Raw genomic sequence first — 26,301 nt, forward strand, 5'->3', positions numbered from 1 at the left:
TTAAATCGGGCGCACGTCGGTGCGCCCCTACAATGCTAATCCACCAATTAAGGTGTGCCACGCCAATACAATGGGTTATAACTTATAATTTATCGCCTCTTGCTTAACTCGTTGGTACTCCGATTCAATTTGGGCAACGAGTTCACATAAGCCTGTGGTCACTTGAGACTTGCTTAAATTTTCTAAGTCTTGACAAAGCTGGGAGAATTTAATTGCCCCTAATGCCGCACTGGATGATTTTAATGTATGAGCCGTGTGTTGCAAAGTGGGTAAATTATTCTCTTGCAGGGCTATTTGCAGAGTTTCCAACATGACAGGAGTATCTTCTAAATAAATATCAATTAATTGACGCAGCATTTCAGTCGCACTCTCGCCCATCATGTCGTGAAAGGTTTGTAAGACTTGGGGGTCAAGGGCTGACTCAGTTTGGGGTGCGGGTTCTGGGGGTTCCTCTGTCGGCTGACTCTGAGACAGAACCCGAACTAATTCATTGACGCGGATCGGTTTGCTGATATAGTCATCCATTCCTACCTCCAAACATTTTTCGCGATCGCCTTGCATGGCGTTGGCTGTCATGGCAATAATTCGCGGGCGGTTTGTCAGTAACCCTTGTTGGCAGATATGGCGGGTGGCGTCTAAGCCATCCATTTCCGGCATTTGGACATCCATGAATACGACATCATAAGGCTGACGGCGCAGGGCTTCAATGACTTCTAATCCATTCCCAGCGACATCGGCGCGATATCCCATGCGCTGCAATAACTGTAGGGCTAATTGTTGATTCACTTTATTGTCTTCCGCCACTAAGATTCGCAGGGGGATTCGTTGCGCCAAAGTGGGATCAAGGGAGGGTGAACCTACAGGCGATCGCTTGATTTTTGTGGGTTGTCCACTCAGGATTTGTGTTAATACGTTGTAGAGTTGCGATTGCTTAATTGGCTTACTTAAAAAGGCGGCAAAATTCGCTTCCACGACTCCAGAGGCAATCTCTGGTTTACCCATGGACGATAAGATTAATAGAGGGAATTCTTTATCCTTAAACTGGTGACGGATTTGTTCGCCCAAGGTAATCCCGTCCATTCCTGGCATCTGCATATCCAGAATGGCAATATCATATTGTTCACCTTGAGACAGCCATGCTAACGCCTCTTGACCCGATTCTGTAGCTTGTGACTGCATCCCCCAAGACTGGGCTTGTCGGATTAAAATTTGGCAGTTTGTCGTATTATCATCGACAATTAATAGCCGTTTTCCAGCTAGGTGAGTGTCACAGATGGGTTGTTCGACTACGGCTGAATCGGGGATGAATTCAGACAGAATTGTGAAGTAAAAGGTTGAACCTCCCGAACTCTCTTCTCCGCTATCAGTGGCTATCCATCCCGCAGGCGGATTTCCGGCGACTGATCCGCCACTTTCTACCCACATTTGACCTCCCATCATTTCGCACAGGCGTTTACAAATCGCTAATCCTAATCCTGTTCCCCCATATTGGCGAGAGGTAGAAGAATCAACCTGGCTAAAGGATTTAAACAGGCGATAAATCCGATCAGGGGGAATGCCAATTCCTGTATCTTTGACCGCAAATTGTAACTGATAGCGATCTCCCCTATCTTCCTCATCCCTCTCATCCGCCAAAATCTGGGCGGTTACGGAAACCAAAACCTCTCCGGTTGGCGTAAATTTAACTGCATTACTAATTAAATTCACTAAAATTTGACGCAACCGCGTCACATCTCCGGCAATCCAATTGGGGGTTTGGGAGTCAATTAAATAGGCTAATTCCAGATTTTTCTCGGCGGCTTTGGTGGTAAGCAGATCCAGGGCTTCTTCAATGCAGGTGCGGAGTTCAAAGGGTTGTTCCTCTAACTCCATTTTCCCCGATTCAATTTTTGAGAAATCTAGAATATCGTTAATAATCGTCAGCAGTGCATCTCCACTATTACGAATAGTTTCGGCAAAATAGCGTTGATCTGAGGTCAAGTCAGTATCCAGAAGTAACCCGGTCATGCCAATCACCGCATTCATTGGCGTGCGAATTTCATGACTCATCGTTGCCAAGAATTCACTTTTCGCTTGGGTGGCGGCTTCGGCGGTTTGTCGGGCTTTTTCTAAGGCTACATTTTGTTCGGTTAACTGTTGACGTTGGCGGGTTTCCTGTTCCCACAAATGCGCCTGGGCGATCGCAATCCCGACTTGATCGGCAACGGCTTCGAGTAATTCAATTTCATGACTTGACCAATGGCGATAGGAATCACACTGATGCAAGCCAATAATCCCATTCGGTTCCCCTTGATAGGAGGTGCGAATTGCCAGCATTGATTTTAATCCAATCTGACAACATATTTGGGTACAGCATAACAACAATGGATCGGCATAGACATCTGGTGAAGAGATTGCCTTATCTTGTTTTAATAACTGTTGAACATGATAATTTCCCCGAATAGGAACCTCTAACTGAAGAATAGATTCATATCCTGTTTCTAAATATTCTGCCACAAAGGGAATCGCTGGTGTCGGTTCCGTCAGGTAAGTATGAATCACACAACGATTGACGCCAAAAGCCCGACCAATTTGGGTAGCGGTGGTTTGAAAGATTTCTTTGGTGTTTAAACTGCGGCGAATTTCTTGGGTAATTTGCTTTAGCAGTACCGTTCGCATTAATTGTTGCTGAAGTGCAATCTCGGCTTGCTTGCGATCGCTAATATCAATGGATACCCCTAAGACAGCGGGAACATCGGAGTCAGCGACACAAAAGGGTATTTTTGTAGTTTGCAGAATTCGAGTTTCGCCTTGGGCATTGGTAATCGTTTCTTCGGGAATATAAAGGGTTTCGCCACTGTTAATAACGTGCAGATCAGCTTTTCGGTATTGATGGGCATCGTCTACTGATGGGGCAACCTCTGTTTCTGCCCGATCCAGTAAGGCTTCGACGGTGGTTCCGTAAGTATCAGCCACGGCTTGATTGACTAAAATAAACTGACCGTCTTTATTTTTGGCAAAGATTAAATGGGGAACTAAATCAATGACTTGGCGAAGTTTTTGTTCGCTGGCTTTGAGTTGTGCATCTGCCCATTTGTAGTGAGTAATATCCCGGAGTGTGCCAGAGGTTCCGGTGATGGTATTATCGGGGGCAAAGGTTAATTGGGCATGAACTTCAATCCAGCGATATCCGCCATCTTTGGTCAGATATCTAACTTCATGCTGACAATAGTCTTTTTTTCGTTCCAGTAAGGGTTGAAATAACTCTACGTTATGTTGGCGATCATCGGGATGAATATACTCTAAGAAATTTGTGCCAATGCTTTCCCCTAAGGTAAAGCCAGTAATCTCTGTCCAAGCCGGATTCAGAAATGTCCATACCCCAGTTGCATCGGTTTGGAAAATGACTTCTTTAACGCTTTCAATCACTGAACGATAATTCTCTTCACTCTCCCGCAGTCGTTCTTCCACCTGCTTGCGGTCAGTAATATCAATACAGGAACCCGTATAGCCAGCAAAATGACCATTGGATGTAAACCGAGGCACTCCTGTATCTAAAATCCAGCGATAGTTGCCATCATGTCGGCGTAAACGGTATTCCATGCGAAACCGTTTTTGGGCTTTAAAGGCGTTGGAATAGGTTTCTATACAATAGTGATAATCATCAGGATGAATTCCTTCTGTCCAGGCATTACCTATTTCTTGATCTAAGGTGCGTCCGGTAAATTCTAACCAGGTTTTATTGAAAAAGTAACAGCGACTATCGGTTCCGGCTAACCAGATTAAGACGGGGGCGGTGTCGGCTAGCAGGCGAAAGCGTTCTTCACTTTCTCGCAGGCGTTCTTCGGCGAGTTTACTTTCGGTAATGTCTTCAATTGACCCTTCATAATACAGAATAGTTCCAGAGTTGTCGCTAACCACACGGGCATTTTTACGAATCCATATTTTTCGTCCATCTTTGCGATAAACCTGGATTTCAAATTTAGATACGGCTTTTTTTTGTTGAATTAATTTCGTTAAACGTCGATGGTCATCCGGATTAACATAAAATTGTTGTTCAATATTTTTTATAGAGTTTAAAAAATGGCTGGGTGAAGCATAGCCGAGTATCTGGGCAAAGGCTGGGTTAACACTGATATAGATACCATCAGGGGTACGTTGAAATATGCCCTCAACGGCATTTTCAAAGATACTACGATAATTAGCTTGACTCAGGCTTAATTGTTCATTAGCTGTCTGGAGTGCAGCGGTTCGTTCTTCAACCAGTTCTTCTAAATGGTTACGATAGTCGGCTAATTCTTCTTCGGTGCGTTGGCGTTCTTTAATTTCCGCGATCGCCCGATCTCTCATGGTGCGATAGTTATGAACTTGTTGGGTGAGTTCGGTAACATCTTGAATCGATAATAAAGCATAATACTCGCCATTGTTTTCACTAGGAACGGCGGTAACGGTGGTATGTTGAATCCGTAATGATCCGTCGGCTAAAGGTGCAGGAATCAGGTGGATGTGAAGTTGGGAGGAAAAGACGGTGGGTGGTCCTCCAGTAAAAATTTGTTGCAGACGGGTGGTATATTTGGGATGATTCAGGTGGGGAAAATGATCGGTAATTTTTTCACCGAGGATTTGCTGTTTGGAGAGATGCGTCCAGTTTTCTAAGCAACGATTCCAATATAAAACCACTAAATCCGATCGCAGAACACAGTTGCCTATAGGGACTTGATCCAGGACATGAAATTGATGCGCCGCTGTTTGGATTTCAGTCGCGATCGCGGTTTTATTTCCAGGGTGATTTACGTGAGATGATAACACCATGTTTATTAACAAATGCAATAGAGTAGGTAATCAATCAATTGTAGGGGCGGGTTTAGGGACTAAATTAACCTATTCACCGATAACTGAACAGCAAAACCCGCCCTTCCCCACCGATAACTCTGTAGGGGCGGGTTTAGGGACTCAATTCGGCTATTTACCGATAACTGAACAGCAAAACCCGCCCTTCCCCACCGACAACTAATTCATTATTTTATAGATAAATTATTCAATCTATACCGATAAAGGCAATGTAACCGTAAACATGGTTCCTTCTCCCACTTGACTATTTACCATAATCTCACCCCCTTGTAAATCAACCGCCCGTTTAACAATCGCCAACCCCAATCCCGTTCCCGAAATATTCCCCACATTTTGCGCCCGATGAAACGCCTCAAAGAGTTTTTCTTGATCAGCGAAGGGAATTCCAATCCCTTGGTCTTTAATTTGGAAAATAGCGGATGAATCCTGACAGACGAGGTTCAAGGTAACGATTCCAGAATCGGGAGAATACTTAATCGCATTTGAGATTAAATTCGTCAGAATATGCCGCAACAGCTTCTCATCCATGCAGACGTTCAGGTTAGAACATTGATGCGTAAAGACCAGAGAATGGTGCTGTCCTAAACTCAACTGTAACTCCTCAATCAAGCCGTGGCAAAATTCAACTAAATCCAGAGGGACTGGATGCAACTGAAGTTTTCCGGCTTCGGCTTTGCCAATCAGAGTCACATCTTCTAAAACTTGGACTAAATGTTTAACCGTTCCTTGAATACGATGGATATGAGTAAGTTTTTTATCCGGTGTCCACTTATGACCATAATGTTCCAGTAATTCCGCCGAACTTAAAATAGTAGTTAGGGGGGTGCGAAACTCATGGGAAGTCATAGTAACAAAACGAGATTTTAGTTCACTGAGTTCTTTTTCTTTAGCTAAAGCTTTGCGAATCTCCTCTTCCGCTTGTTTGCGATCGGTAATATCAATTCCCACCGAAACCGCTGCATGTCCTTGTTGGTATTTTTGGGCAACAATTAAGTAACTCCGGGTGGTATCCTTGACGTAAGCTTCAATCACTTGGCTAGCGGCTGGTTCGGGACTAGCAATAAATTGACGCATAAAGTCAGCAAAGCCGGGACTCGCTTTCATAAAGCCGACATCTTGACCAATAAAATGATCGACAGTCAAGTTAAAGGTATCAGCTAGATGACGATTAACCCCCAGATATCGCAAATCCGAATTTACCCAGGAGACGAAACCAGGAACCGCATCAAAAACCGCTTGTAACTGTTCTTCTTGAGACCGTAAAGCGGCTTCAGCGCGTTGTCGTTCTTGGACTTCTGCTAAAGCGCGATCGCGCATTTTTCGATAGTCTTGAACTTGTTGACTAAGTTCAGTAACATCTTGAATGGATAAAATGGCGTAATAGTCTCCCTCAGTTAAGCCGGGTATAGCGGTGACAGTGGTTCGCTGAATTCGCCGTTGTCCATTGGGTAAATGGGCGGGAATAAAATGAGGATGGAGTTGGGCGGAAAAAATGGTTGGGGGTCCCCCGGAAAAGATGGACTTTAGCCGCTTTTCATAGCGGGGATGGTTTAAATCAGCGAAATAGTCACTGATTTTTTGACCTAAGAGTTGATCTTTGGATAGGTGTGTCCAATCTTCCAAACAGCGATTCCAGAATAAGACCACGAAATCGGATCGGAGAATACAGACACCCAAAGGCATTTGGTCAAGAACACCAAATTTTTCAGCGGCAATTTCTATCTCATGCATGGACGGATTAAGGGGTCATTGGTCAAAACACTGATTTCACAGATTTATTGTCCAGATGCGGGTAGAGGATAAAAGCTTAGTTACACTGATTACACAGAAAGCCTCGTTCTCTATCATTGGTCATTGCTCAAAAAAATGAATCAGATTACACAGTGGTTAGCATGGCGATCGCGTCCAGTAATACGTCGAAGGAACCGACTTCAAAGACGAGGATAATATCGCCGCGAATCTGAAGTTGTTCGATAAAAAATTGGGTTTGGGCTAACAGGATAGTATTATCCTGCTGATTGTCGCCGACGTTGATTAAGTTTTCGACAGTATCCTCGATGTAGCTGGGAATGGCATAGTCAAGGCGTTGATTGAGGACGTTACTAATTGACCCAATCACGCTGTTGATTAAGATATTGCCAATCTCACTTAACGTACCAATGCGAACGGCGTCTAAATCCGGTGTTCCTAATTCTTCACCCGTGAGAACAGCGGCGAGAATCGAAGCACTATCGGTGGGAAAAACTAACTCCGCTAAACCCGAAAAAGATCCAGAGAAGTCTTGGCGAACTGCTGCAACTTGTTCCCCACCGAGGCGAGTTTCCATTTCAGATTGAAAATCCAGAGGCGACCCAATTTTAATATAGGGAACTTGGAGGCGAATCGGGGCTTCCAGCATTTCATTCAGGACGCTAGCCGCCCGACCGACACCAATATTAACGATTTCTTGGATCGCATCAATTTGATCGGGAGTTAAGTTCATACAGTCTCCTGAGGACAAGCTAAGATTTCACCCATAACGCGACGTAATTCGGCTTCTTTGGGGGGTTTATTAATAAAGCCTGATCCACCTAACTCGCGACAACGCTGGCGCACATTTTCTTGAATATCGGCTGTGATCACAATGACGGGGGTATTAATTTGGCGATCGCGCAAGGCGGTAAGGAGTTGAAAGCCATCCATAACGGGCATGAGCATATCGGTTAAGATACAGTCGGGTTGATGTGCGATCGCCATATCCAGTCCTTCTTGTCCGTTGGTGGCTTCTAAGGTTCCATGTCCGTCAGCAACAAGAGTTTTTCTGATCATCCGTCGGGTAAAGGCGGCGTCATCAACGATTAGAATTAGTGCCATGAGTTTCCTCTATTTGGGTTACAGTTCTTTCAAGTCAAACAGTTGATTGAATGAAGTTAGCAAGTAGGTTGGGTTGAGGTACGAAACCCAACTCTCAACGAATCTGTACAGTTTATCAGGGCGGGTTTAGTAACATAAGGATGAAAAAACACGATAATAGTGAAACTCGCCCCTACTCATCAAAACCGTTTCATCCTTGTCTTTTATTGTCTAGGGAATGTCCGAGAATGTCATTCGGTGAAATCACGGATCTTTCTCATCCAGCCTTCTCAAGTTGGGTGGGATCACCGATAGCAGCGTTCCCTGCGCCAAGATAGACTCGGTTTAGTGGCGAAACTCAGTGAAATTGAATCCCAATGACTTCCGCCGTATTTTTCTTGAAATAATTCCTGTCAGCTTTAACCATTAACGTCCCAGACTACATGTAAGCCATTACTTAACTATCATGGATGAAGATATCAAAGCCTTTTTGGTAGAAAGCTACGAGAATATTAGCCAGATTGAGACGGATCTAGTCACGTTAGAGAAAAATCCAACTAATCAAGATTTACTCGAAGGAATTTATCGTTCCTTACATACAATTAAAGGAAACTGCGGCTTCATGGCGTTTCCCACTCTAGAAGCCCTTACCCACAGTGGTGAAAACTTACTCAGTTGTCTGCGAGATGGACAATTGCAGCTAAATGCAGAGATTACCAGCAGCTTGCTACAACTCTTAGACGCCATGCAGCAAATCTGCGCCCAGATAGACGCGATCGGACAAGAAGGCGATGTTGACTATTCTGGCTTAATTCAGACTTTAAATCAACTGCAATCTAGAGATACGGGAGATGAGGGCGGGTTTTGTACAAACGTTACCATTAATAGCCAAAAGGAAATCCCTAAACCCGCCCCGACAAATCCTGAAGGGTCAAAACTTCCCTGCGATCGCGAGGAGTTGATGTCGGCGTTGACAACCCCAAATACCGTTAAGTCAATCCGAGTCGATATTAATCTTTTGGATAAGTTGATGAATTTGGTGGGAGAATTGGTGTTAGTTCGCAATCAGATTCAACAATTCTCCACGCTGCAAGATGAAACCGCCTTTGTTACCACCTCCCAGCAATTAAACCGACTGACAACAGAGTTGCAAGAAGGGGTCATGAAAACCCGAATGCAGCCGATTAGTACAATTACGCGCAAGTTTCCCAGGGTAGTTCGGGATGTGGCGATCGCGACAGAAAAACAAGTGCAATTGGAGATAGAGGGAGAAGAGACGGAACTAGATAAAACGATTATTGAAGCGATTAAAGATCCCTTAACGCATCTACTCCGTAATTGTGTGGATCATGGGATTGAATCCCCAGAGGTACGTCAAACTCAGGGGAAACCCGCCACAGGGCGATTACGTCTGCAAGCCTTCCATGAAAGTGGGTATGTAACCATTGAAATTTCCGATGATGGGGCGGGAATTGATTCAGAACGCTTGAAACAAAAAGCGTTAAGTTTAGGCTTAATTACGCCGAATCAAGCCAATCGCTTAAGTGATACCGACGCCCTCAATTTAATCTTTCTTCCTGGCTTTTCCACCGCTAATCGCGTGACGCGCTTATCGGGGCGGGGAGTGGGAATGGATGTAGTCAAAACCGATGTAGAAAAAGTTGGCGGTACAGTAGACGTTCACACTCAACTTGGGTTAGGAACGACATTTAAACTAAAAATTCCCTTAACCTTGGCAATTATTCCCGCCTTAATTGTCACCAGTGGCGGCGATCGTTATGCGATTCCTCAAACCAGTCTTTTAGAATTAGTCCGTTTGCAGGGAGAACAAGCGGATCACGGGATCGAATATGTCCACAAAGCCCCTGTATATCGGTTGCGGGGTAAATTATTACCCCTGGTGTATTTAAATCGAGAACTTGAACTCACAGAATGGAACCCGGAAACAGTCAACCCTCAAGCCGAAACCATGCTGAATATCGTGGTTCTGCAAGTCGATAATTTCACGTTTGGCTTAGTGGTTGATGCGATTAATGACACTCAAGAAATTGTCGTCAAACCCTTAGGAAAACTGCTCAAAGAAACCCCTTGTTTTGCCGGAGCCACAATTTTAGGGGATGGAAAAGTGGCATTAATTTTAGATGTATTTAGTTTAGCATCACGGGCTGGAGTGCTTTCAGACGAACAAACAAACGCCTTAATTCAACAGGAAATGTCCTCTCAATCCAATATCGAAACCGTACAAATGTTACTGTTATTTGAAGCCTTAGATAACAGCCGCATGGCGATTCCCTTGTCGCGGGTAGTGCGCTTAGAAGAATTTCCCAAAACCGCGATCGAACAAGTGGGCGATCGCCAGGTGATTCAGTATCGCGACCAAATTCTATACCTGGTTAATTTTGCCAATGTCTTTGACTCTTTTGTTAGTAGTCAGCGCTTTAGCGCTGCTAACTTCAAAACAGCCGTATTAGACGCTGATCCGCTGCAAGTTGTCGTCGTTGCTTGTCAAAGTGGACGCCAAATTGGATTAGTGGTGCAACGCATGGTGGATATCGTCATGGAAGACCTTTGTATCACGGGTGAATCCACTCGTCCAGGGGTGCAGGCGATCGCGGTTATTCAGGGTCAAGTTACCGAAATTTTGGACATTGAAGCGATTTAATGTCATTTGTCATTTGTCATTCGTCATTTGTCATTGGTCATTCGTCATTCGTCATTTGTCATTCGTCATACTCGCTCCCTTGAGAAGCAAGCTACGTCTTATGTCATTATAAACACTTCCCTAATCATGGCTAAATCTCATCAATTTTGTACCTTTTTTCTCGACCATTTCTTCTTAGGGCTAGAAGTGGAAAACGTGCAAGAAGTTATTCGCTATCAGTCGATTACCCGCGTTCCCTTAGCACCGCCAGCCGTGCGGGGATTAATTAACCTACGGAGTCAAATTGTTCCGGCTGTAGATTTACGTCAGTTTCTGGAGTTAGATCAAGATGTCCCTAATATACCCGTTGAAACCCAAGTGGATGAAGATAGCGAACATCTCCCTCTTAATGTTGTTGTGCGAACGGCTGATGAGGTAATTAGTTTGCTAGTCGATGATGTGGGAGAAGTGTTAGAAATTTCCGATAATTGCTTTGAAAAATCCCCAGAAACCTTACGAGGAAACGCACAGCAATTAATTCGTGGTGCGTATAAGCTTGCCAATCAGCTTCTGCTAATTCTCGATACAGAAAAAGTGGTTGAACTTACCATTTTAAAGCCGACTTTACGGAATTAATGTGTATGTCAGCCAGCAAAGGGCTAAAGAATACAGAAAGGTCAAACTCATTCCTTAACGAATGACTAATGACGAGTGACTAATGACCAATAAGGACAAAAAATAATGAACCTCGACCATCTCAAAGGAATTCACAAATTAGGAGAAGCCATGAACCTCGATAAACTCAGCAAACCCGGACGCTTAGTCTTTTTCCAAAATCAAGAGACCAATGGAAGCAATGAACATCATCATAGTGAAACCATGGTATCTGAACCTAAACACACGCCGACAGCTTCGCAGCCAAGCCATGAAATTGAGGGAATTCTCTTATCCCCAGAAAACTTTAATGAACTCCTCCAAGCCCTAAAAAGTGCCAGAGATGGTAACTTTAATGCCCGACTCACTGAGGAAAACGGCTGGGGCGAAATTGCTCAAGTGTTTAATGAATGGATGGGTGTTAACCAAACCGTTATCCATGAAATTGTCCGAGTTAGTAAACAGGTTGCTCAAGAAGGGAAACTCACAGAACGACTGGGACGCCAACAGCAAACAACTGTATTAAAGGATTGGGAAAGCCATGCGGGACGCTGGTTATATGGGGCTGAACCTGTATCTCCACCCCCCTATTTAAAAGGAGGATGGGCAACAACAACCACCGCGATTAATACCATCATCCACAACCTCGCCCAACCCACCCTCGCCGCCCAGGATGTACTGAAGGCGATCGCGGCGGGTGATTTATCCTGTAAAATGCCTCTAGAGATTGACAATCAGCCGTTAAAGGGTGATCTCTTAAGCCTGAGTACCACGATTAATACTCTACGGGATAATATCGAGGCATATACCAATGAGAAAAACCGCGTCGCCCGTTTAATTAGCGTCGAAGGACACTTGAGTAGTCGCGCTGTTGTGGAAACGGCTACCGGAATCTGGAAAGACTTAACTGAAAACATTAACCAGATGGCGGCGAATCTCAAGGAAGAAGTCGAAAATATCACCCAATTAACCTCAGCCATTGCTCAAGGTGATCTCTCCCAAAAGGTTACCGCCAAAACCACAGGTGACTTCAAACAACTGACCGATAATGTCAATCGCATGGCAAGCAATTTAACCGTATCAGTCGGTAAAATTGCCTCCGTTGCTACGGCTGTTGCTCAAGCGTCAGAAGACATGAATCTGGTGAGTCAACAACTCAATGAAAACGCCGTACACACCTCTGGACAAGCTCAAACGGCTTCAGCTTATGCCGAAGAAGTCAACCGTAATGCTCAAGTGGTAGCGACTGGGGTAGAAGAAATGAGCGCCAGTATTAAAGAAATTGCCAAAAGTGCAGCGGATGCAGCGCGAGTCGCGACAACGGCAGTTAATATGACCGAAAGCACTAACCAAACGATTAGCAAATTGGGTCAAAGTAGTGCAGAAATTGGTAATGTGATTAAGGTAATTACCTCCATTGCTCAACAAACCAATCTGCTTGCGCTTAATGCGACAATTGAAGCCGCCCGCGCCGGGGAAGCGGGGAAAGGATTTGCCGTTGTTGCCAATGAAGTGAAGGAACTGGCGAAACAAACGGCTAAAGCGACGGAAGACATTAGTCAAAAAATCGAAGCGATTCAAGGCGACACCAAAAGTTCCGTTGAAGCGATTAGTCAAATTACCACAATTATTAATCAAATCAACGACTTCCAAAACACAATCGCCAGTGCGGTAGAAGAACAAACCGCGACGACGAATGAAATGGCACGCAACGTCGCCGAAGCCGCCCAAAGTACCTCACAAATTCCCCAAAATATAAATAGTGTTGCGGACGCGGCTCAAAAAACTACCGCCCTCGCCAGCAACACGTTGAAATCTGCGGCGGAACTTGCCGAACTCGCGTCGGAATTAGAAGCCTTGGTGAATCAGTTCAAGTATTAATTAAGTTCGTAGGGGCGGGTTTTACAACTATCGTTTCTTACCTCACCTAAATGTGACTAAACCCGCCCCGCACCTCTTTTAGCCCATTTCTTCTTGTCACAGATAGGGTCAAAGATAGGAGTTTGTCTCTGGGGGACCAGCCCCCCAGACCCCCCGATGGGGGACGAGCGCCTCCCCCATACCCCCTGCGCAACGCTTCGCTAATCCCATATCTCATCAGGTGCTCTTCATCTGTCAATAAGGATTCATCTACTGCTTCCCCTGCTCCCCCAGCTCCCTCTGCTCCCCCAGCTCCCCTACCCTACAATGCGTAAAATTCGCCTGCTAATCGTTGACGACTCAGTAATTGTCCGTCAAAAACTTAGTGAAATCCTCTCTCAAGACCCTTTTTTAGATGTAATTGGAATTGCTGCCAATGGTCAAATCGCCCTCTCCAAAATTCCCCACCTGCAACCCGACTTAATCATCCTAGATTTAGAGATGCCAGAACTGGATGGCTTGCAAACATTAACGGCTATTCGCCAAACTTATCCGAATTTACCCGTGATTATGTTTAGTGCTTTCACCGAACGCGGCGCATCAGCCACGTTAGAAGCCCTTTCTCTCGGCGCTCAGGATTATGTTACTAAACCAACAAAATTGGGAACAGGTGAGGCAGTTTCTGAGTATTTAAAACGCGAATTAATTCCTAAAATTAAAGTCTTTTGTGCCAATATCTTAGGCGTATCTGACAATACACCGATCGCGCGATCGCGCCTCCCCAGCCAAACCCCTACCCTCAAACTCGCCAAAGCCCAAGTTGTGGCGATCGGTGTCTCTACGGGGGGACCGAACGCCTTAGCCACGCTTTTATCCCGATTTCCAGCCGATTTCCCCCTACCCATTGTCATCGTGCAACATATCCCTCCCCTATTTAGTAAACGTTTAGCCGAACGCTTAACCCATCAATGTCACATCTCTGTCGCCGAGGGCTATGAGGGCGCTGAACTGCGTCCAGGTCATGCTTGGATTACGCCGGGAGATTTCCATGGAATTGTTGTGCGTCGGGGAAAAACGGTACACCTGAGTTTACACCAAGCCCCGCCCGAACATTCCTGTCGTCCGGCGGTGGATGTGTTATTTCGATCCGTTGCTAAGACATTTCCAGGGAGTGCGATCGCGGTGGTGTTGACGGGTATGGGACACGATGGTTTGCAAGGCTGTCACCATATCCGCGACGCCGGGGGACATATTCTGGTGCAGGATCAAGCCAGTAGTGTGGTGTGGGGAATGCCTAAATCTGTCGCCCAAGCGGGTTTAGCTAATAATATTTTACCTCTAGACCAAATCGCCGATGAAATCATCCAACTGGTTTGTTGAAGATTCTCGCCCTGAACTAAAGATTAGCCCTGAACTAAAGTACTCGAAGAGAAGCCGCTCCGCGTCTACGGGCTAAAAGCTTAAACCCGTTAAAACTGGTTCAAAGATCTACTCAGTACAATCTATTGTTAACTGATTAGTTATTTCTGCTGCGCTGCATTTAGTAAGCTTCAGCTTACTTAAGCTTTAAGCCGGAAATTTATTTCCTGGCTTCCTACCTAACAAGTAAACCTTAAAACAATGCCAATACATCATCAAGATTTTAACTATTTACGCCAATTAGTACGCCATCATTCCGCCATGGTTTTGGATGCGGATAAAGCCTATTTAGCCGAGTTACGCTTAACCCCTCTGGCGACGCAAATGGGATTTATTTCTCTAGGGGAAATGATTGCCAATCTGCAAACGCAACCCTTTAATCAACGCCATGTCCAGGTGGTTGAAGGAATGCTGTTGACGGAAACATCCTTTTTCCGCGATCGCTATCCCTTTGACGCCCTTGCCAACGCCATTCTGCCCGAACTCCTAGCCAAACGGCAAACCCAACGAACCTTGAATATTTGGTGTGCCGCTTGTTCGAGTGGTCAAGAACCCTATAGCATTGCCATGCTACTGCATGAAGAGTTTCCCGAACTGCTGAACTGGAAACTCCGATTAATTGCCACCGATCTCTCCAATGAGATCCTCAACCGTGCTAAAGCCGGACTCTACAGTCAGCTTGAAGTGACACGGGGACTTCCCCTTTCCTTGTTAAATAAATACTTTCAAAATAAAGGAAACCAGTGGCAAATTTGTGATAGGATACGCCACCGAATTGAATTTCAGCAACTTAATTTGGTTACTCATTCATTTACCCAATTCCATAAATTGGATATTATTTTTTTACGCAACGTTTTAATTTATTTTGATTTAACCAACAAAAAAGCCGTATTAAAAAAAATCAGGACAAGTCTCGCGCCGGACGGTTATTTATTTTTAGGCGGTGGGGAAACCACCTTAAATTTAGATGACTCCTTTGAACGGGTGCAAGTGGATAAAGCGGTGTGTTATCGTCAGCGTCGATAGCGATTTTCGTGTTCGTAGTAGGCGCTTTAGCGCCCCAACAGCGCGATCGCGGGAGTTAAGGATTAATCCAGATGAACTCGATTAACCTCCTCCCGCTGCTGTTTTGCTAATCAATCCTGACACGGAAGCGGATAAACCCAGTATTCTCAGGAGCAGTATTACGAATGTTCCCTAAATCCACAAACACTGAACCATTAGGATTGTTGGAGTTGGGACAGGGAGGAGCATTTACACTGTTGAGAGGAGAGAAAAAGGTTCCCTTATCCTCATCTGGGCTATTGGTTTGTGAGATAGTTGATCCGTTCCGCTGTAGGGAAATGCCCCGACTGGCGGCAAAACTGTCAGGGATAAACGTCGTTCCCTCTGGGATGGCATCACAGACTCGGATGTTAGTCACAGCTTGTCCTCCATCTGAGAGAAAATAAATGGTGTATTCGACTTCATCTCCACTTTGTAAAGATGCTTCTGAACCTATCTGAATCACACCCTGCGGCTCTCCGTTCGGAAGCTGAGACCATCCAGGTGCATTATCATCATCATTATTGGGATCATCAACAAACGTGTTGAAATTAATCCCGCTAATCGGGGCACCATCTCTCGTGACATTGGTAATTCGCTTGACTAAACGTAGATTGGGTTGTGTTGCTAAAGGAATGGTCACACTGGCTTGATCATCTTCATTGGGATCATTGTTTCTAAATGTGGCATCTGGATCACGTTGGTTAGCCGCACTAATCTCAGCGGTATTCGTGACTGGATCGGTTGTATTTAAGGTAGCAACAATATTTACAGTGGCAGTTTCCCCACTGGCAAGAGTGCCAACTGACCAAATTCCTGTATTGTTGTCGTAGCTACCTCGACTGGCATTAGCGGAGACAAAGGTTAATCCTGAAGGGAGTCGTTCTGTGATACCAACACCTGTTGCTGTGGCTGGTCCATCATTCGTCAGAATTAGTGTGTACGTTATATTTTGTCCGGGACTAATAGTTGTTGAATCAACTGTTTTCAGAAGACTCAAATCCGCCAATTCTTGGGGGAGCGTCACACTCGCTTGATCATCTTCTCCTGGAACGCCATTAGCTGGTATGGAGTCGGGGTCTAGTTGATCCGAACGACTCACTTGAGCTGTATTCGTCACGGGTTGGTCAGTATTCACCTGAGCCGTAATTTGCAACGTGGCACTTGCCCCATTGTTGAGGTTACCGACTGACCACTCTCCTGTGTTGCTATCATAGCTGCCTTGGCTGGCTTCAAAAGAAGAGAAGGTCAATCCCTCCGGAACTTGTTCACTCACAGCGACATTAGTTGCTGTATCGGGTCCGTCATTCTGTAGGGTGACGGTGTAAGTGAGGCTTTCTCCGACACTGGGGTTAGTATTACTGGCAGTTTTACTCAGAGAGAGGTCGGCTACCTGGGTGGGTAGATTGAGGCTAGCTTGATCATCTTCATTGGGTTCATTATTCCCCGGAGTGGAGTCGGGGTCAGGTTGGTCGGATGCAGTAACTTGAGCGGTATTGGCAATAGGTAGGTTATTCACTGTGCCTGTCACTTGCAAACGGACAGTTGCCCCACTAGCGAGTGTACCCACTGACCAAATTCCGGTGTTGCTATCATAGCTGCCTTGGCTGGGGTTGGCAGAGGAGAAGGTCAATCCCTCTGGCACTTGCTCAGTCACTGCCACATTGGTGGCGGTACTCGGTCCATCATTCCGCAGGGTGACGGTGTAGGTGAGGCTTTCTCCGATACTGGGATCAGTGTTATCGGCAGTTTTGCTCAGGGAGAGGTCAGCTATCTGGGTGGGTAAGTTAAGGCTAGCTTGGTCATCTTCCTCAGGTTCGTCGTTCCCCGGAGCGGAGTCAGGGTCAATTTGGTCGGATGCGCTGACTTGAGCTGTGTTAGTAATGGGTAGATTATTCACTGTTCCGGTTAGCTGCAACGTAGCGTTTGCACCGTTGTTGAGGGTACCCACTGACCAAATTCCGGTGTTGCTATCGTAGCTGCCTTGGCTGGGGTTGGCAGAAGAGAAGGTCAATCCCTCTGGCACTTGTTCAGTCACTGCCACATTGGTGGCGGTATTCGGTCCGTCATTCCGCAGAGTAACGGTATAGGTGAGGCTTTCTCCGATACTGGGGTCAGTGTTATTGGCGGTTTTGCTCAGGGAGAGATCAGCTACCTGGGTGGGTAGGTTGAGGCTAGCTTGGTCATCTTCATTGGGTTCATTATTCCCCGGCGTGGAGTCGGGGTCAGGTTGGTCAGAGGCGCTAACTTGGGCGGTGTTGGCAATGGGTAGGTTATTCACTGTTCCGGTTAGCGCCAAAGTAGCGCTGGCACCGTTGTTGAGGTTACCCACTGACCAAATTCCAGTATTGCTATCGTAGCTGCCTTGACTGGGGTTGGCAGAGGAGAAAGTCAATCCCTCTGGCACTTGCTCAGTTACCGCGACATTAGTGGCGGTATCCGGTCCGTCATTCTGTAGGGTGACGGTGTAGGTGAGAGTCTCACCAATACTGGGGTCATTGTTATTGGCGGTTTTGCTCAGGGAGAGGTCAGCTATCTGGGGGGGTAAGTTAAGGCGAGCTTGATCATCTTCGTCTGGTTCATTGTTCCCCGGAGTGGAGTCAGGGTCAATTTGGTCGGATGCGCTGACTTGAGCCGTGTTGGTAATGGGTAGGTTATTCACTGTTCCGGTTAGCGCCAAGGTAGCGCTGGCACCGTTGTTGAGGTTACCCACTGACCAAATTCCTGTGTTGCTATCATAGTTGCCTTGGCTGGGGTTGGCAGAAGAGAAAGTCAATCCCGGCGGAACTTGTTCACTCACCTCGACATTGGTGGCAGTATCAGGTCCATCATTCCGCAGTGTGACGGTATAGGTGAGGCTTTCACCGATACTGGGGTCAGTGTTATTAGCAGTTTTAGTTAGAGATAGGTCGGCTAACTGGGTAGGCAGGTTAAGGCTAGCTTGGTCGTCTTCGTCAGGTTCGTCGTTCCCTGGTGTGGAGTCAGGATCAGGTTGGTCAGAGGCACTGACTTGAGCCGTGTTAGCGATGGGTAGGTTATTCACTGTTCCGGTTAGCTCTAAGGTAGCGCTTGCGCCATTGTTGAGGCTACCAACTGACCACTCTCCTGTGTTGCTATCATAGTCGCCTTGGCTGGGATTGGCAGAAGAGAAGGTAAATCCTGCTGGAATTTGTTCAGTCACCGCGACATTAGTGGCAGTATCCGGTCCGTCATTCCGCAGAGTGACGATGTAGGTGAGATCTTCACCCACATTAGGATTGGTATTGTTGACTGTTTTGCTTAGGGATAGGTCGGCACTCGGAGTTGGTGTTATGGTTAAGCTGTTTTGGTCGTCTTCGCTGGGTTGATTGTTCCCTGGAGTGGAATCAGGATCAAATTCGTTTGATGTATTGACCTGCGCTGTATTTGTGATCGGTTGACTCGTATTAAGTCTAGCCGTAATATCTAGCGTGGCGCTATTACCTTGTTCTATGGGTGTATTAAGTGTCCAGATAGCTGTCGTCGGATCATAGTCTCCTTGACTAGGATTGTCACTAATATAAGTTAATCCAGAAGGGAGTGATTCGAGGATTGAGACATCAGTAGCAGGACAGGGACCTTGATTAGTTACTCTTACTCTGTACGTCAGTTCATCGCCGACAATAATTGGATCGCTAAAACTAGCATCTTTTTCTAATTCTAAATCTGCTTCGGCGTCAAAACTAATGTTAAACAGACCAATAGCTTGTGGATCGGGATCAGGATTAGGGTTGTTTGGAGTTGGTTGAGAGCTAGGACCATTTTCATAGAAGATTGTAAACTCATCAATAGTAATTTCACCAAAATCAACCTTAACAGTTCCCTGAGCTGTATCATTCCTACCAACGCCTGTACCTAGAGCGACATTCCCTGTTGATGAGCTAGATGGTAGTAAGTCTGGAAAACCTTGTTCATCCAACTCTTCTTCAGTCGTACTCGTAAGAGTAGGAGCAGGTACTTCCACACCATTATTGAAGCCTCTAACGGTCACTTGATCCTGCCAATTGGGAGGATTATCATCCTCATCCACATCAAATATCTGGAAATTGACTAGAGGTACTGGGCTGTCTAACTCAACGCGTACAGTTACCCCTTGACCTGTTTCGGTTGTATCCATTCTGAGGACTAGCGCTTCTACATTTTCACCTAAACCTCCGTTAAATATTCCTGAAATATCATCCGGTAATGTTATCCCCCGAAGCTCATCATCAACAAGGATATTCAGAGGATCTTCAATCGTAATAGTAGCATTTACATCTTGCTCACAACCCAAGTTTTGAAATGTTTGCGAGGTGTCACCTGTGGGCCACTCAACACCAGGCGCACTCCAATTTAATTCTGGCGTAACTGTTTGTGCTTTAACAATGGTTTGGTTAAAGAAAGTTCCCAGACTCAGTAAGGTTCCAAGAGTTCTTTTAAAGAAATTAGAATGATTCATAGTTTTAGGAAATTTTCCAATTCGTTCATTAACTTGACTACCTAGCCATCACAGGAATTATGCCCCAAAAACAAGCTCCGAAAAATCAGCTCGTAAGTTACTGATTAAGTCATCCCGGAAAACTTATTGTCAGTGACTCATATTTGCTGGAATCTATTGGGACTTTTCCTAACTCCTAAAATTCAATTTGCAAGTCCGTTTCTTGGTCTTCAAAAATAATCTCTAAGCCTCTGAGATCCTGGAAAATAATTTCCACGCGGCGATCGCGTGCGTAATCCACAACGCTGCTACCTGTTGTCCGGCGCTGGCTTTCGCCGAAGGATCGAATCGTCATTCGTCCCGGATCGATTCCTTGACGCAATAGATAATTCCGCACCGATAACGCCCGACGTCTAGCTAAGGCTTGGTTGTAGGCGACACTGGCGCGGGGGTCAGTGTGTCCTTGCAGTTCAATGGTAAGGAAGGGATATTCTTTGAGAACCGCCGCCACTTGATCCAGTATCGCTGCACTCTCTGGCGAGATATCCGAACGATCTAGGGCAAAATGCACATTCCGAGGAACGCGCAGCGTCAAGGGTTGTTGAACGGGTGGAGGTTGAACGGGTGGAGTTGGTTCTGGGGGAGATGGCGGCGGCGTTTGGCTGAGACATCGGGGAATTACAGGGGGTAGAGGTTCTGGGTTAGCCGGAATTGTACCATCTGAAGACTTCACCACCGCATTCAGGGCAGGTTCTGATGTGCCGTCTTGGGGGTGAGTCGCGATCGCACTTATGGTTTCCCCAGGCTGTAACCCCGTCAGCGTAACGCTAAATTGACCCTCGGCATCGGTTATTGTCGTGCCAATGGGTTCATTTAGTGGACCATAGACACTATCGGCGGCTTCCCTGACTCGATAGAATTCCACCGTTGAACCGGGTTCAGCTTGACCCAATACTTCTAGCTGATCGCCCAACTGAACCAACTCATCGGAGACAAATTGCGGGGCATTTATCCCATTATTCCCTGTGGTCTGGCGTTGGTACTTAGTGGTACGGGGGGGATTATGACCATCCCCAACTTGGAAATGAATCGGTTCCACATGTTGCTGGGCATTCAGGTCAATACTCAACCCTTCCAACCCTGCAAACCGATTGGTTTCAATCACATTGCCATAGGTATCTGGGTAAGCCGTCAGTACGACACTTGGTCTTGGTTGATAGGTGATTTTATTCCCCATGACAATGGTTGACGTATTTTTTGGCATTGATCTAATCAACCCTGACGCGGAAGCGGACAAACCCCACATTATCCGGAGTTGTAATTGGCACATCACCCAGATTAATCAACACTGATCCATTCGGATTGGTGAGGTTTGGACAGGGAGATGTGACAGGACTTAGAGGGGGGAGAAATTCTCCGCGATCGTCTTCTGATTGATTACTTTGGTTGGTATTAGTTCCGCCTTGATTCACTAAAATTCCTTGACCTGGATTAAAACTATCCGTGATAAACGTTGTCTCTTCTGGAATAGCGTCGCAGATAGTGATACCGTTCGCCGGAGCTGTACCATCGGACAGAAAGTAGATGGTGTATTCTACTTCGTCCCCACTTTGGAGCGATGATTCTGAGGGTAAGGAGGAAATCCCCACGGGTTGTACTGAGGTTTGACTGAGTATGTTGTCATCTTCATCTTCTGGGTCATCTTCAACTGTGTTGAAGTTAACTCCACTAATTGGTGCGCCATTTCGGATAATATTCGTAACTCGCTTGACTAAACGCAGGTTGGGGTTACCCAAAGGTTGGACTACGAGCAATGTGGGTTCATCATCCCCAGTTCCTTCTAAGTTACCCTGGTCAACGCCATCATCTGATATTTGGGGCACATCTCCTGTTTTGGCAAAAGCATCGGTGATAGACTCGTCTACCGTACCCCCATTTGATCTGGCGACGGCTTGGTTGCGAATTTCCGCTCCTGCGGCGGCGATTACTTCTGCCTGGTATTGGATCACAACTTGACCCCCGTCCGCACCCAGGGTTCCTGAGTTATTCAGGTTTGGATCACTGGTGCCGTTATAGGTAGAGTTCGCTGTCACCGTTGTCCCTGCACCACTGGCAGTGAAATTGTAACTACCTTCGACAAACTGCAAGCTAGTGGTATCGATTTCATCAACGGCTTGGAAGTCGGTGATCGGGATTGAGGGATCGGAGTTGGTGTAGGTAATTGTGTACTCGACAATATCACCCTGGGTCAACGAGCCACTGCCATCGGTATCCTGAGAGAGTTCGACGGATTTAATTCCCACCGGTTGAACTGGACTCGGTTCAATCGTGGTGTCTTCTGGGTCAGTGTTATTGTCCTCATTGGGGTCTAAGGTATCATCGGGTGGGTCAACGGTTGCGGTATTATTCAATGTCCCAGATGCTGTTGGAGAAACGGTACCATTTACCGTAATCGTGGCGGTGGCACCGACATTGAGGTCTACAGTCAAATCAATGGTGTTGCCCGTACCACTCGCTGTACCACAAGCCCCTGTATCCGGAGCTGATGTGATCTCACAATTCCAGGTAACGTTAGTAATATCGTCGGGTATCGTATCGGTGACTGTGGCGCCAGTGACATCTGAGTAGGTTTCTCCCTGTGGCGGCTGTTCATTGGTTACGGTGAGGGTATAGGTGATCTGTTCCCCAGCCACGATGGGGTCAGGCTGATCGGTTTTAGTAATGGAAAGATCTGCCACCTGAACCAGGATACCCTCTTGCAGTCCAAGCGGTGTGGAAGGAACGTTAATCCAAGTGTCTATGCCTTTTTCATTACCAAAGTCAGAACTGAATACATGACCGCCGCCACTACTATCTTCCCCCTCAGGTAAGACAGTCTCGCCGCCTACTGGTGTATCGTCATAATAGATAATGGTTTCATCTCCAGACGGACCATTGAGTCGTAGTCGTCTAAGGATAATGCCATTAGGATTGTTTTCAGCATCGATGAAGGGGAAATGCGCTTCACCGGCATTGATTTCTATTGTGGCTTGGTAGGGAACACTATTGACGGGAACTGGATTTCCTTGACCATCTAGTCCATCCCAAAATACTTGGTTTGAGCCGGCAACTGTTCGACCGATAAGCTGGCGATCTATACCATCATCAAACATACCATTGTTATTCAAGTCAATAATGATGCTATAAGTTCCTGGCACATTGGCGTCAAAATTAAAATTACCACCTAATGTTTGACCTACTTGATTAGGAGTCCCGTCAGTCCCGGTAAACGTAAAGTTGCTAACCTCAGGAGTCACCAAGTCCGGTCGCAAGAATGTTTCACCATTGCGAGTCATGGCTGAGGCAGGCATGTTCATAGCGGGCTGATTCAGGAAAACCTTATGGGTGATATCATTAGTCGCCTCGTTGTCAGATTCACCCGACGGATCGAGTAAAGTGCTGCCCTCAAGGATCTCATCTTGATTAATAACGATCTCACTTTGATTAATGGATTCAAAACTCGGTTCACCCGTAGTCGAATCCAGAAATCCTTTACTATTGGCAAAAAAGATAAAGCCAAAGGGGTCGATACCATTCAGGTCGATTTCGTACTGATAACCCTGGTTGGTTTGGATTGTGAGTTGAGAATTGAGACTCCTACCGTTGCTTCCCATGTTTAGAGCCAAATAGTTGGCAAAGACTCGACCTGGGATTGGACTGCCTGTACTATCGACTACGGTGACATCCCAGGCGGCTATAAAACCGACATCTTCTTCTTGTGTCCATTCCTCTCTTGCCCCGATAGGAGCTGGATTCTCGTTACTACCTTCGTTAGGGCTAATAAATTCTATTTCCCAAATTCCCGTTTGACCTCCTTGGACAGTAACCTGACAGGGTGTATATGATGCTGGTGGATTTCCCTCACCAATAGCTTCTTCTGTCGCTAGATTGGGAATCAAACCTGTTCCGGGATCAGAGCTACTACAAGTATTAGTAGAACCATCGGGTTCGGGTGCAGTATACCTAATATCACCATCACCAATCCCGATCGCACTAGAGCCAAGATTGATTGTTTCTCCTGCCCGAACGTATACCTGAATAATCGTTCGACGGGGTATGCCTGCGCTATCATCATTACGATACTCTAAGTAAGGGCGATCGCCTCCATTGTCAATTAAGTCTGCACTCCCTTCAGCGCGGACTCCCTGAGTCCAACCCAACCCCATGAAAAGGGCAAGAAAACCTAGGAACCATCCTTGTTTAAACCTTTTGTGTCCTAATTGCATTCGGTTTACCTGTGCCATTAGGGGAGCCTTTTGATCACCATTCATGGGTAAACTAGCCATTACCTATCTCCTCCCCTAGATTCAATTTGCAAGTCGGTTTCTTGGTCTTCAAAAATAATCTCTAAGCCTCTGAGATCCTGGAAAATAATTTCCACTCGGCGATCGCGTGCGTAATCCACAACGCTGCTACCTGTTGTCCGGCGCTGGCTTTCGCCGAAGGATCGAATCGTCATTCGTCCCGGATCGATTCCTTGGCGCAATAGATAATTCCGCACCGATAACGCCCGACGTCTAGCTAAGGCTTGGTTATAGGCGACACTGGCGCGGGGGTCAGTGTGTCCTTGCAGTTCAATGGTGAGGAAGGGATATTCTTTGAGAACCGCCGCCACTTGATCCAGGATCGCTGCACTCTCTGGCGAGATATCGGAACGATCTAGGGCAAAATGCACATTCCGAGGAACGCGCAGCGTCAAGGGTTGTTGAACCGGTGGAGTGGGTTCTGGGGGGGGTGGAGGTGGCGGGGGCGTTTGGGTGAGACATTGGGGAATCACGGGGGGTAGGGGTTCTGGGTTGGGCGGAATTGTACCATTTGAGGATTTTACTACCGCATTTAGGGCGGGTTCTGATGTGCCGTACTCCGGATCAGTCGCGATCGCACTTATGGTTTCCCCAGGCTGTAACCCTGTCAGGGTAACGCTAAATTGACCCTCGGCATCGGTTATTGTCGTGCCAATCGGTTCATTTAGTGGACCATAGACACTATCGGCGGCTTCCCGTACCCGATAGAGTTCCACCGTGGAACCGGGTTCAGCTTGACCCAATACTTCTAGCTGATCGCCCAACTGAACCAACTCTTCGGAGGCAAATTGAGGGGCATTTATCCCATTATTCCCTGTGGTCTGGCGTTGGTACTTAGTGGTACGGGGGGGATTATGACCATCCCCAACTTGGAAATGAATCGGTTCCACATGTTGCTGGGCATTCAGGTCAATACTCAACCCTTCCAACCCGGCAAACCGATTGGTTTCAATCACATTGCGATCGCTATCTGGATACGCCGTTACCACCACACCGGGTCCCGGCTGATAAGCGATTTGATTCTCCCTAACTTGGTGATTATTTCCCATCAAATACACCGCCGCCCGTCGCAGGCGTCTGCCATTAAAAATAATTTGGTTTTCGCGAATTTGTACCGCCCCTTCGGGTTTAAATAAATAAACCCCACTGCCATCATTCCCACAAATTAAATTCCCGGTAATTTCGGAATTATCAATCACCCCTTCCAAGCGAATCGCATCGGGCATTCCATCAATGCCATTCCCGACAATAATATTTTCGCTCACCTGTAAATTATTGGCTTGTACAGAGGTAATAATCGCACTGCCATCATGGTCAGTAATTCGATTGCGGTAAACTCTTGTGCCTAAACTATTAAACACATAAACCCCAAACGCTGACCTGTTTTCTGGCATTTCCCCATCCGGGGGAATTCCCAACCAATTAAACTCAAGATTCACATCTTGAGGCGGAACATTTTCCGGATAAAAGGGAAACCGATAATTAGGTGGTTCTTGCTGACTAATATCCGGGGGCGGTGAGGCATGGGCAATAAAAATATCCGCCGGAGGAGTGGCTAAAGTTGTCTCGTTTACGGCTTTAAAGCCATAAATACTCAAGCCTCGCACCGTTACACCATCCGCCACAATTGTTAATCCCCGCAAAATTGACTGACCGGGTGTCGGAGTAATAGTGACAATGGGTTGAGGAATGGCAATTTCCGCCGTGGGTGAGTTTGTCGGATCATACCCCGGTTGGGTAGTCCCATCCACCACGAGTCCTGGACTTGCCAACGGGGGCAATAATTCAGTCAGATAAATCGTGGTGTCTTGCGGGGGTAAATTAAACTCAATTTGGGGCGATTGTCCAGGACTGGAACTAACCAACGTTCTTTCAATATCACTTAATTGATTAACTGTCAATTGACCATTTGTTAGTTCAATCGCTTCCCGTAAAGTGAGAAATTCATCGGGCGCGATACTATCCTGAGTGCTATTAACAATCACCCGTAAACTTGGGGATTGGGCTGTCGCTAACGTTGGCAATGTTAAGACACTGGTTAACGTTAAAGTTTGTAGTAAGCGCTTTAGCGCTTCTGGCACTAAAGTGCCGACTACGAACAGGGGGTTTGTAGTAAGCGCTTTAGCGTTTGTAGTAAGCGCTTTAGCGCTTCTGGCACTAAAGTTTGGAGTCAACACTTTAGCATTTCTGGCACTAAAGTGCCGACTACGAACACGGACATATTTTTGATTGAACACCATTTC

General features: G+C 46.3%; 14 protein-coding genes. 6 read left to right on the forward strand and 8 right to left on the reverse strand.

Annotated features, from left to right (window positions below; translation table 11 throughout):
• Window positions 1-75: 75 nt before the first annotated feature.
• The gene (locus RID53_RS01495) at window positions 76-4,791 is read right to left on the reverse strand and encodes a PAS domain S-box protein (RefSeq protein ID WP_446386431.1); all 4,716 of its coding nucleotides are present in this window, start codon (window positions 4,789-4,791) and stop codon (window positions 76-78) included.
• On the opposite strand from RID53_RS01495, the gene RID53_RS01500 reads away from it, so the two are divergent.
• Window positions 4,790-4,993 (forward strand): hypothetical protein, encoded by a 204-nt coding sequence (locus tag RID53_RS01500; RefSeq protein ID WP_446386432.1) that lies wholly within the window; start codon window positions 4,790-4,792, stop codon window positions 4,991-4,993. The two genes, RID53_RS01495 and RID53_RS01500, sit on opposite strands and share 2 nt — an antisense overlap.
• A 29-nt stretch (window positions 4,994-5,022) precedes the next feature.
• On the opposite strand, the gene RID53_RS01505 is transcribed toward RID53_RS01500, so the two are convergent.
• The 3 genes from RID53_RS01505 to RID53_RS01515 all read right to left on the reverse strand — a co-directional run bounded on the left by RID53_RS01505 (window position 5,023) and on the right by RID53_RS01515 (window position 7,683).
• Entirely contained in the window at window positions 5,023-6,561 is a 1,539-nt protein-coding gene (locus RID53_RS01505) for a PAS domain-containing sensor histidine kinase (RefSeq protein ID WP_446386433.1), read from the reverse strand.
• A 145-nt stretch (window positions 6,562-6,706) separates the two neighbouring features.
• Window positions 6,707-7,312, reverse strand: a complete 606-nt coding sequence (locus RID53_RS01510) for a chemotaxis protein CheC (protein ID WP_446386434.1) — start codon at window positions 7,310-7,312, stop codon at window positions 6,707-6,709.
• Window positions 7,309-7,683 carry a response regulator gene (locus RID53_RS01515; protein ID WP_446386435.1) on the reverse strand — a complete coding sequence of 125 codons (375 nt, stop codon included), beginning with the start codon at window positions 7,681-7,683 and terminating at the stop codon, window positions 7,309-7,311. The genes RID53_RS01510 and RID53_RS01515 overlap by 4 nt, the downstream gene beginning before the upstream one ends.
• A gap of 445 nt (window positions 7,684-8,128) precedes the next feature.
• On the opposite strand from RID53_RS01515, the gene RID53_RS01520 reads away from it, so the two are divergent.
• The 5 genes from RID53_RS01520 (at window position 8,129) to RID53_RS01540 (ending at window position 15,262) form a co-directional block, all read left to right on the forward strand.
• A complete protein-coding gene (locus RID53_RS01520; RefSeq protein ID WP_446386436.1) occupies window positions 8,129-10,324 on the forward strand; it encodes a chemotaxis protein CheA in 2,196 nt (731 codons plus the stop codon).
• 126 nt (window positions 10,325-10,450) lie between these two features.
• Entirely contained in the window at window positions 10,451-10,939 is a 489-nt protein-coding gene (locus RID53_RS01525) for a chemotaxis protein CheW (protein ID WP_446386437.1), read from the forward strand.
• 105 nt (window positions 10,940-11,044) lie between these two features.
• Window positions 11,045-12,838, forward strand: a complete 1,794-nt coding sequence (locus RID53_RS01530) for a methyl-accepting chemotaxis protein (RefSeq protein ID WP_446386438.1) — start codon at window positions 11,045-11,047, stop codon at window positions 12,836-12,838.
• Between the two features lie 306 nt (window positions 12,839-13,144).
• On the forward strand, window positions 13,145-14,197 hold the full coding sequence (locus tag RID53_RS01535; RefSeq protein WP_446386439.1) for a protein-glutamate methylesterase/protein-glutamine glutaminase: 1,053 nt from the start codon (window positions 13,145-13,147) through the stop codon (window positions 14,195-14,197).
• A 240-nt stretch (window positions 14,198-14,437) separates the two neighbouring features.
• Window positions 14,438-15,262 (forward strand): CheR family methyltransferase, encoded by an 825-nt coding sequence (locus RID53_RS01540; protein WP_446386440.1) that lies wholly within the window; start codon window positions 14,438-14,440, stop codon window positions 15,260-15,262.
• Window positions 15,263-15,368: 106 nt separating this feature from the next.
• Here RID53_RS01540 and RID53_RS01545 read toward each other — a convergent pair whose 3' ends face one another.
• The 4 genes from RID53_RS01545 to RID53_RS01560 all read right to left on the reverse strand — a co-directional run bounded on the left by RID53_RS01545 (window position 15,369) and on the right by RID53_RS01560 (window position 26,298).
• Window positions 15,369-19,736 (reverse strand): hypothetical protein, encoded by a 4,368-nt coding sequence (locus RID53_RS01545; RefSeq protein WP_446386441.1) that lies wholly within the window; start codon window positions 19,734-19,736, stop codon window positions 15,369-15,371.
• A 175-nt stretch (window positions 19,737-19,911) separates the two neighbouring features.
• Complete coding sequence (locus RID53_RS01550) at window positions 19,912-20,979, reverse strand: OmpA family protein (RefSeq protein WP_446386442.1); 1,068 nt, start codon at window positions 20,977-20,979, stop codon at window positions 19,912-19,914.
• A 4-nt stretch (window positions 20,980-20,983) separates the two neighbouring features.
• Window positions 20,984-24,040, reverse strand: coding sequence for a hypothetical protein (locus RID53_RS01555; protein ID WP_446386443.1), 3,057 nt, complete (start codon window positions 24,038-24,040; stop codon window positions 20,984-20,986).
• Entirely contained in the window at window positions 24,040-26,298 is a 2,259-nt protein-coding gene (locus RID53_RS01560) for an OmpA family protein (protein ID WP_446386444.1), read from the reverse strand. The genes RID53_RS01555 and RID53_RS01560 overlap by 1 nt, the downstream gene beginning before the upstream one ends.
• Window positions 26,299-26,301: the final 3 nt, after the last annotated feature.

The sequence above is a fragment of the Coleofasciculus sp. B1-GNL1-01 genome (genome assembly GCF_040220235.1).
In the GTDB taxonomy this organism is placed as follows: Bacteria; Cyanobacteriota; Cyanobacteriia; order Cyanobacteriales; family Coleofasciculaceae; genus Coleofasciculus.

What these genes read in the sequence shown, in the direction of transcription:
- RID53_RS01535 (WP_446386439.1), top strand. Translation starts at nt 13,145, where the DNA reads ATGCGTAAAATTCGCCTGCTAATCGTTGACGACTCAGTAATTGTCCGT.
- RID53_RS01510 (WP_446386434.1), bottom strand. Translation starts at nt 7,312, where the DNA reads ATGAACTTAACTCCCGATCAAATTGATGCGATCCAAGAAATCGTTAAT.
- RID53_RS01500 (WP_446386432.1), top strand. Translation starts at nt 4,790, where the DNA reads ATGTTTATTAACAAATGCAATAGAGTAGGTAATCAATCAATTGTAGGG.
- RID53_RS01525 (WP_446386437.1), top strand. Translation starts at nt 10,451, where the DNA reads ATGGCTAAATCTCATCAATTTTGTACCTTTTTTCTCGACCATTTCTTC.
- RID53_RS01555 (WP_446386443.1), bottom strand. Translation starts at nt 24,040, where the DNA reads ATGGCTAGTTTACCCATGAATGGTGATCAAAAGGCTCCCCTAATGGCA.
- RID53_RS01520 (WP_446386436.1), top strand. Translation starts at nt 8,129, where the DNA reads ATGGATGAAGATATCAAAGCCTTTTTGGTAGAAAGCTACGAGAATATT.
- RID53_RS01545 (WP_446386441.1), bottom strand. Translation starts at nt 19,736, where the DNA reads ATGAATCATTCTAATTTCTTTAAAAGAACTCTTGGAACCTTACTGAGT.
- RID53_RS01515 (WP_446386435.1), bottom strand. Translation starts at nt 7,683, where the DNA reads ATGGCACTAATTCTAATCGTTGATGACGCCGCCTTTACCCGACGGATG.
- RID53_RS01505 (WP_446386433.1), bottom strand. Translation starts at nt 6,561, where the DNA reads ATGCATGAGATAGAAATTGCCGCTGAAAAATTTGGTGTTCTTGACCAA.
- RID53_RS01530 (WP_446386438.1), top strand. Translation starts at nt 11,045, where the DNA reads ATGAACCTCGACCATCTCAAAGGAATTCACAAATTAGGAGAAGCCATG.
- RID53_RS01540 (WP_446386440.1), top strand. Translation starts at nt 14,438, where the DNA reads ATGCCAATACATCATCAAGATTTTAACTATTTACGCCAATTAGTACGC.
- RID53_RS01550 (WP_446386442.1), bottom strand. Translation starts at nt 20,979, where the DNA reads ATGCCAAAAAATACGTCAACCATTGTCATGGGGAATAAAATCACCTAT.
- RID53_RS01495 (WP_446386431.1), bottom strand. Translation starts at nt 4,791, where the DNA reads ATGGTGTTATCATCTCACGTAAATCACCCTGGAAATAAAACCGCGATC.
- RID53_RS01560 (WP_446386444.1), bottom strand. Translation starts at nt 26,298, where the DNA reads ATGGTGTTCAATCAAAAATATGTCCGTGTTCGTAGTCGGCACTTTAGT.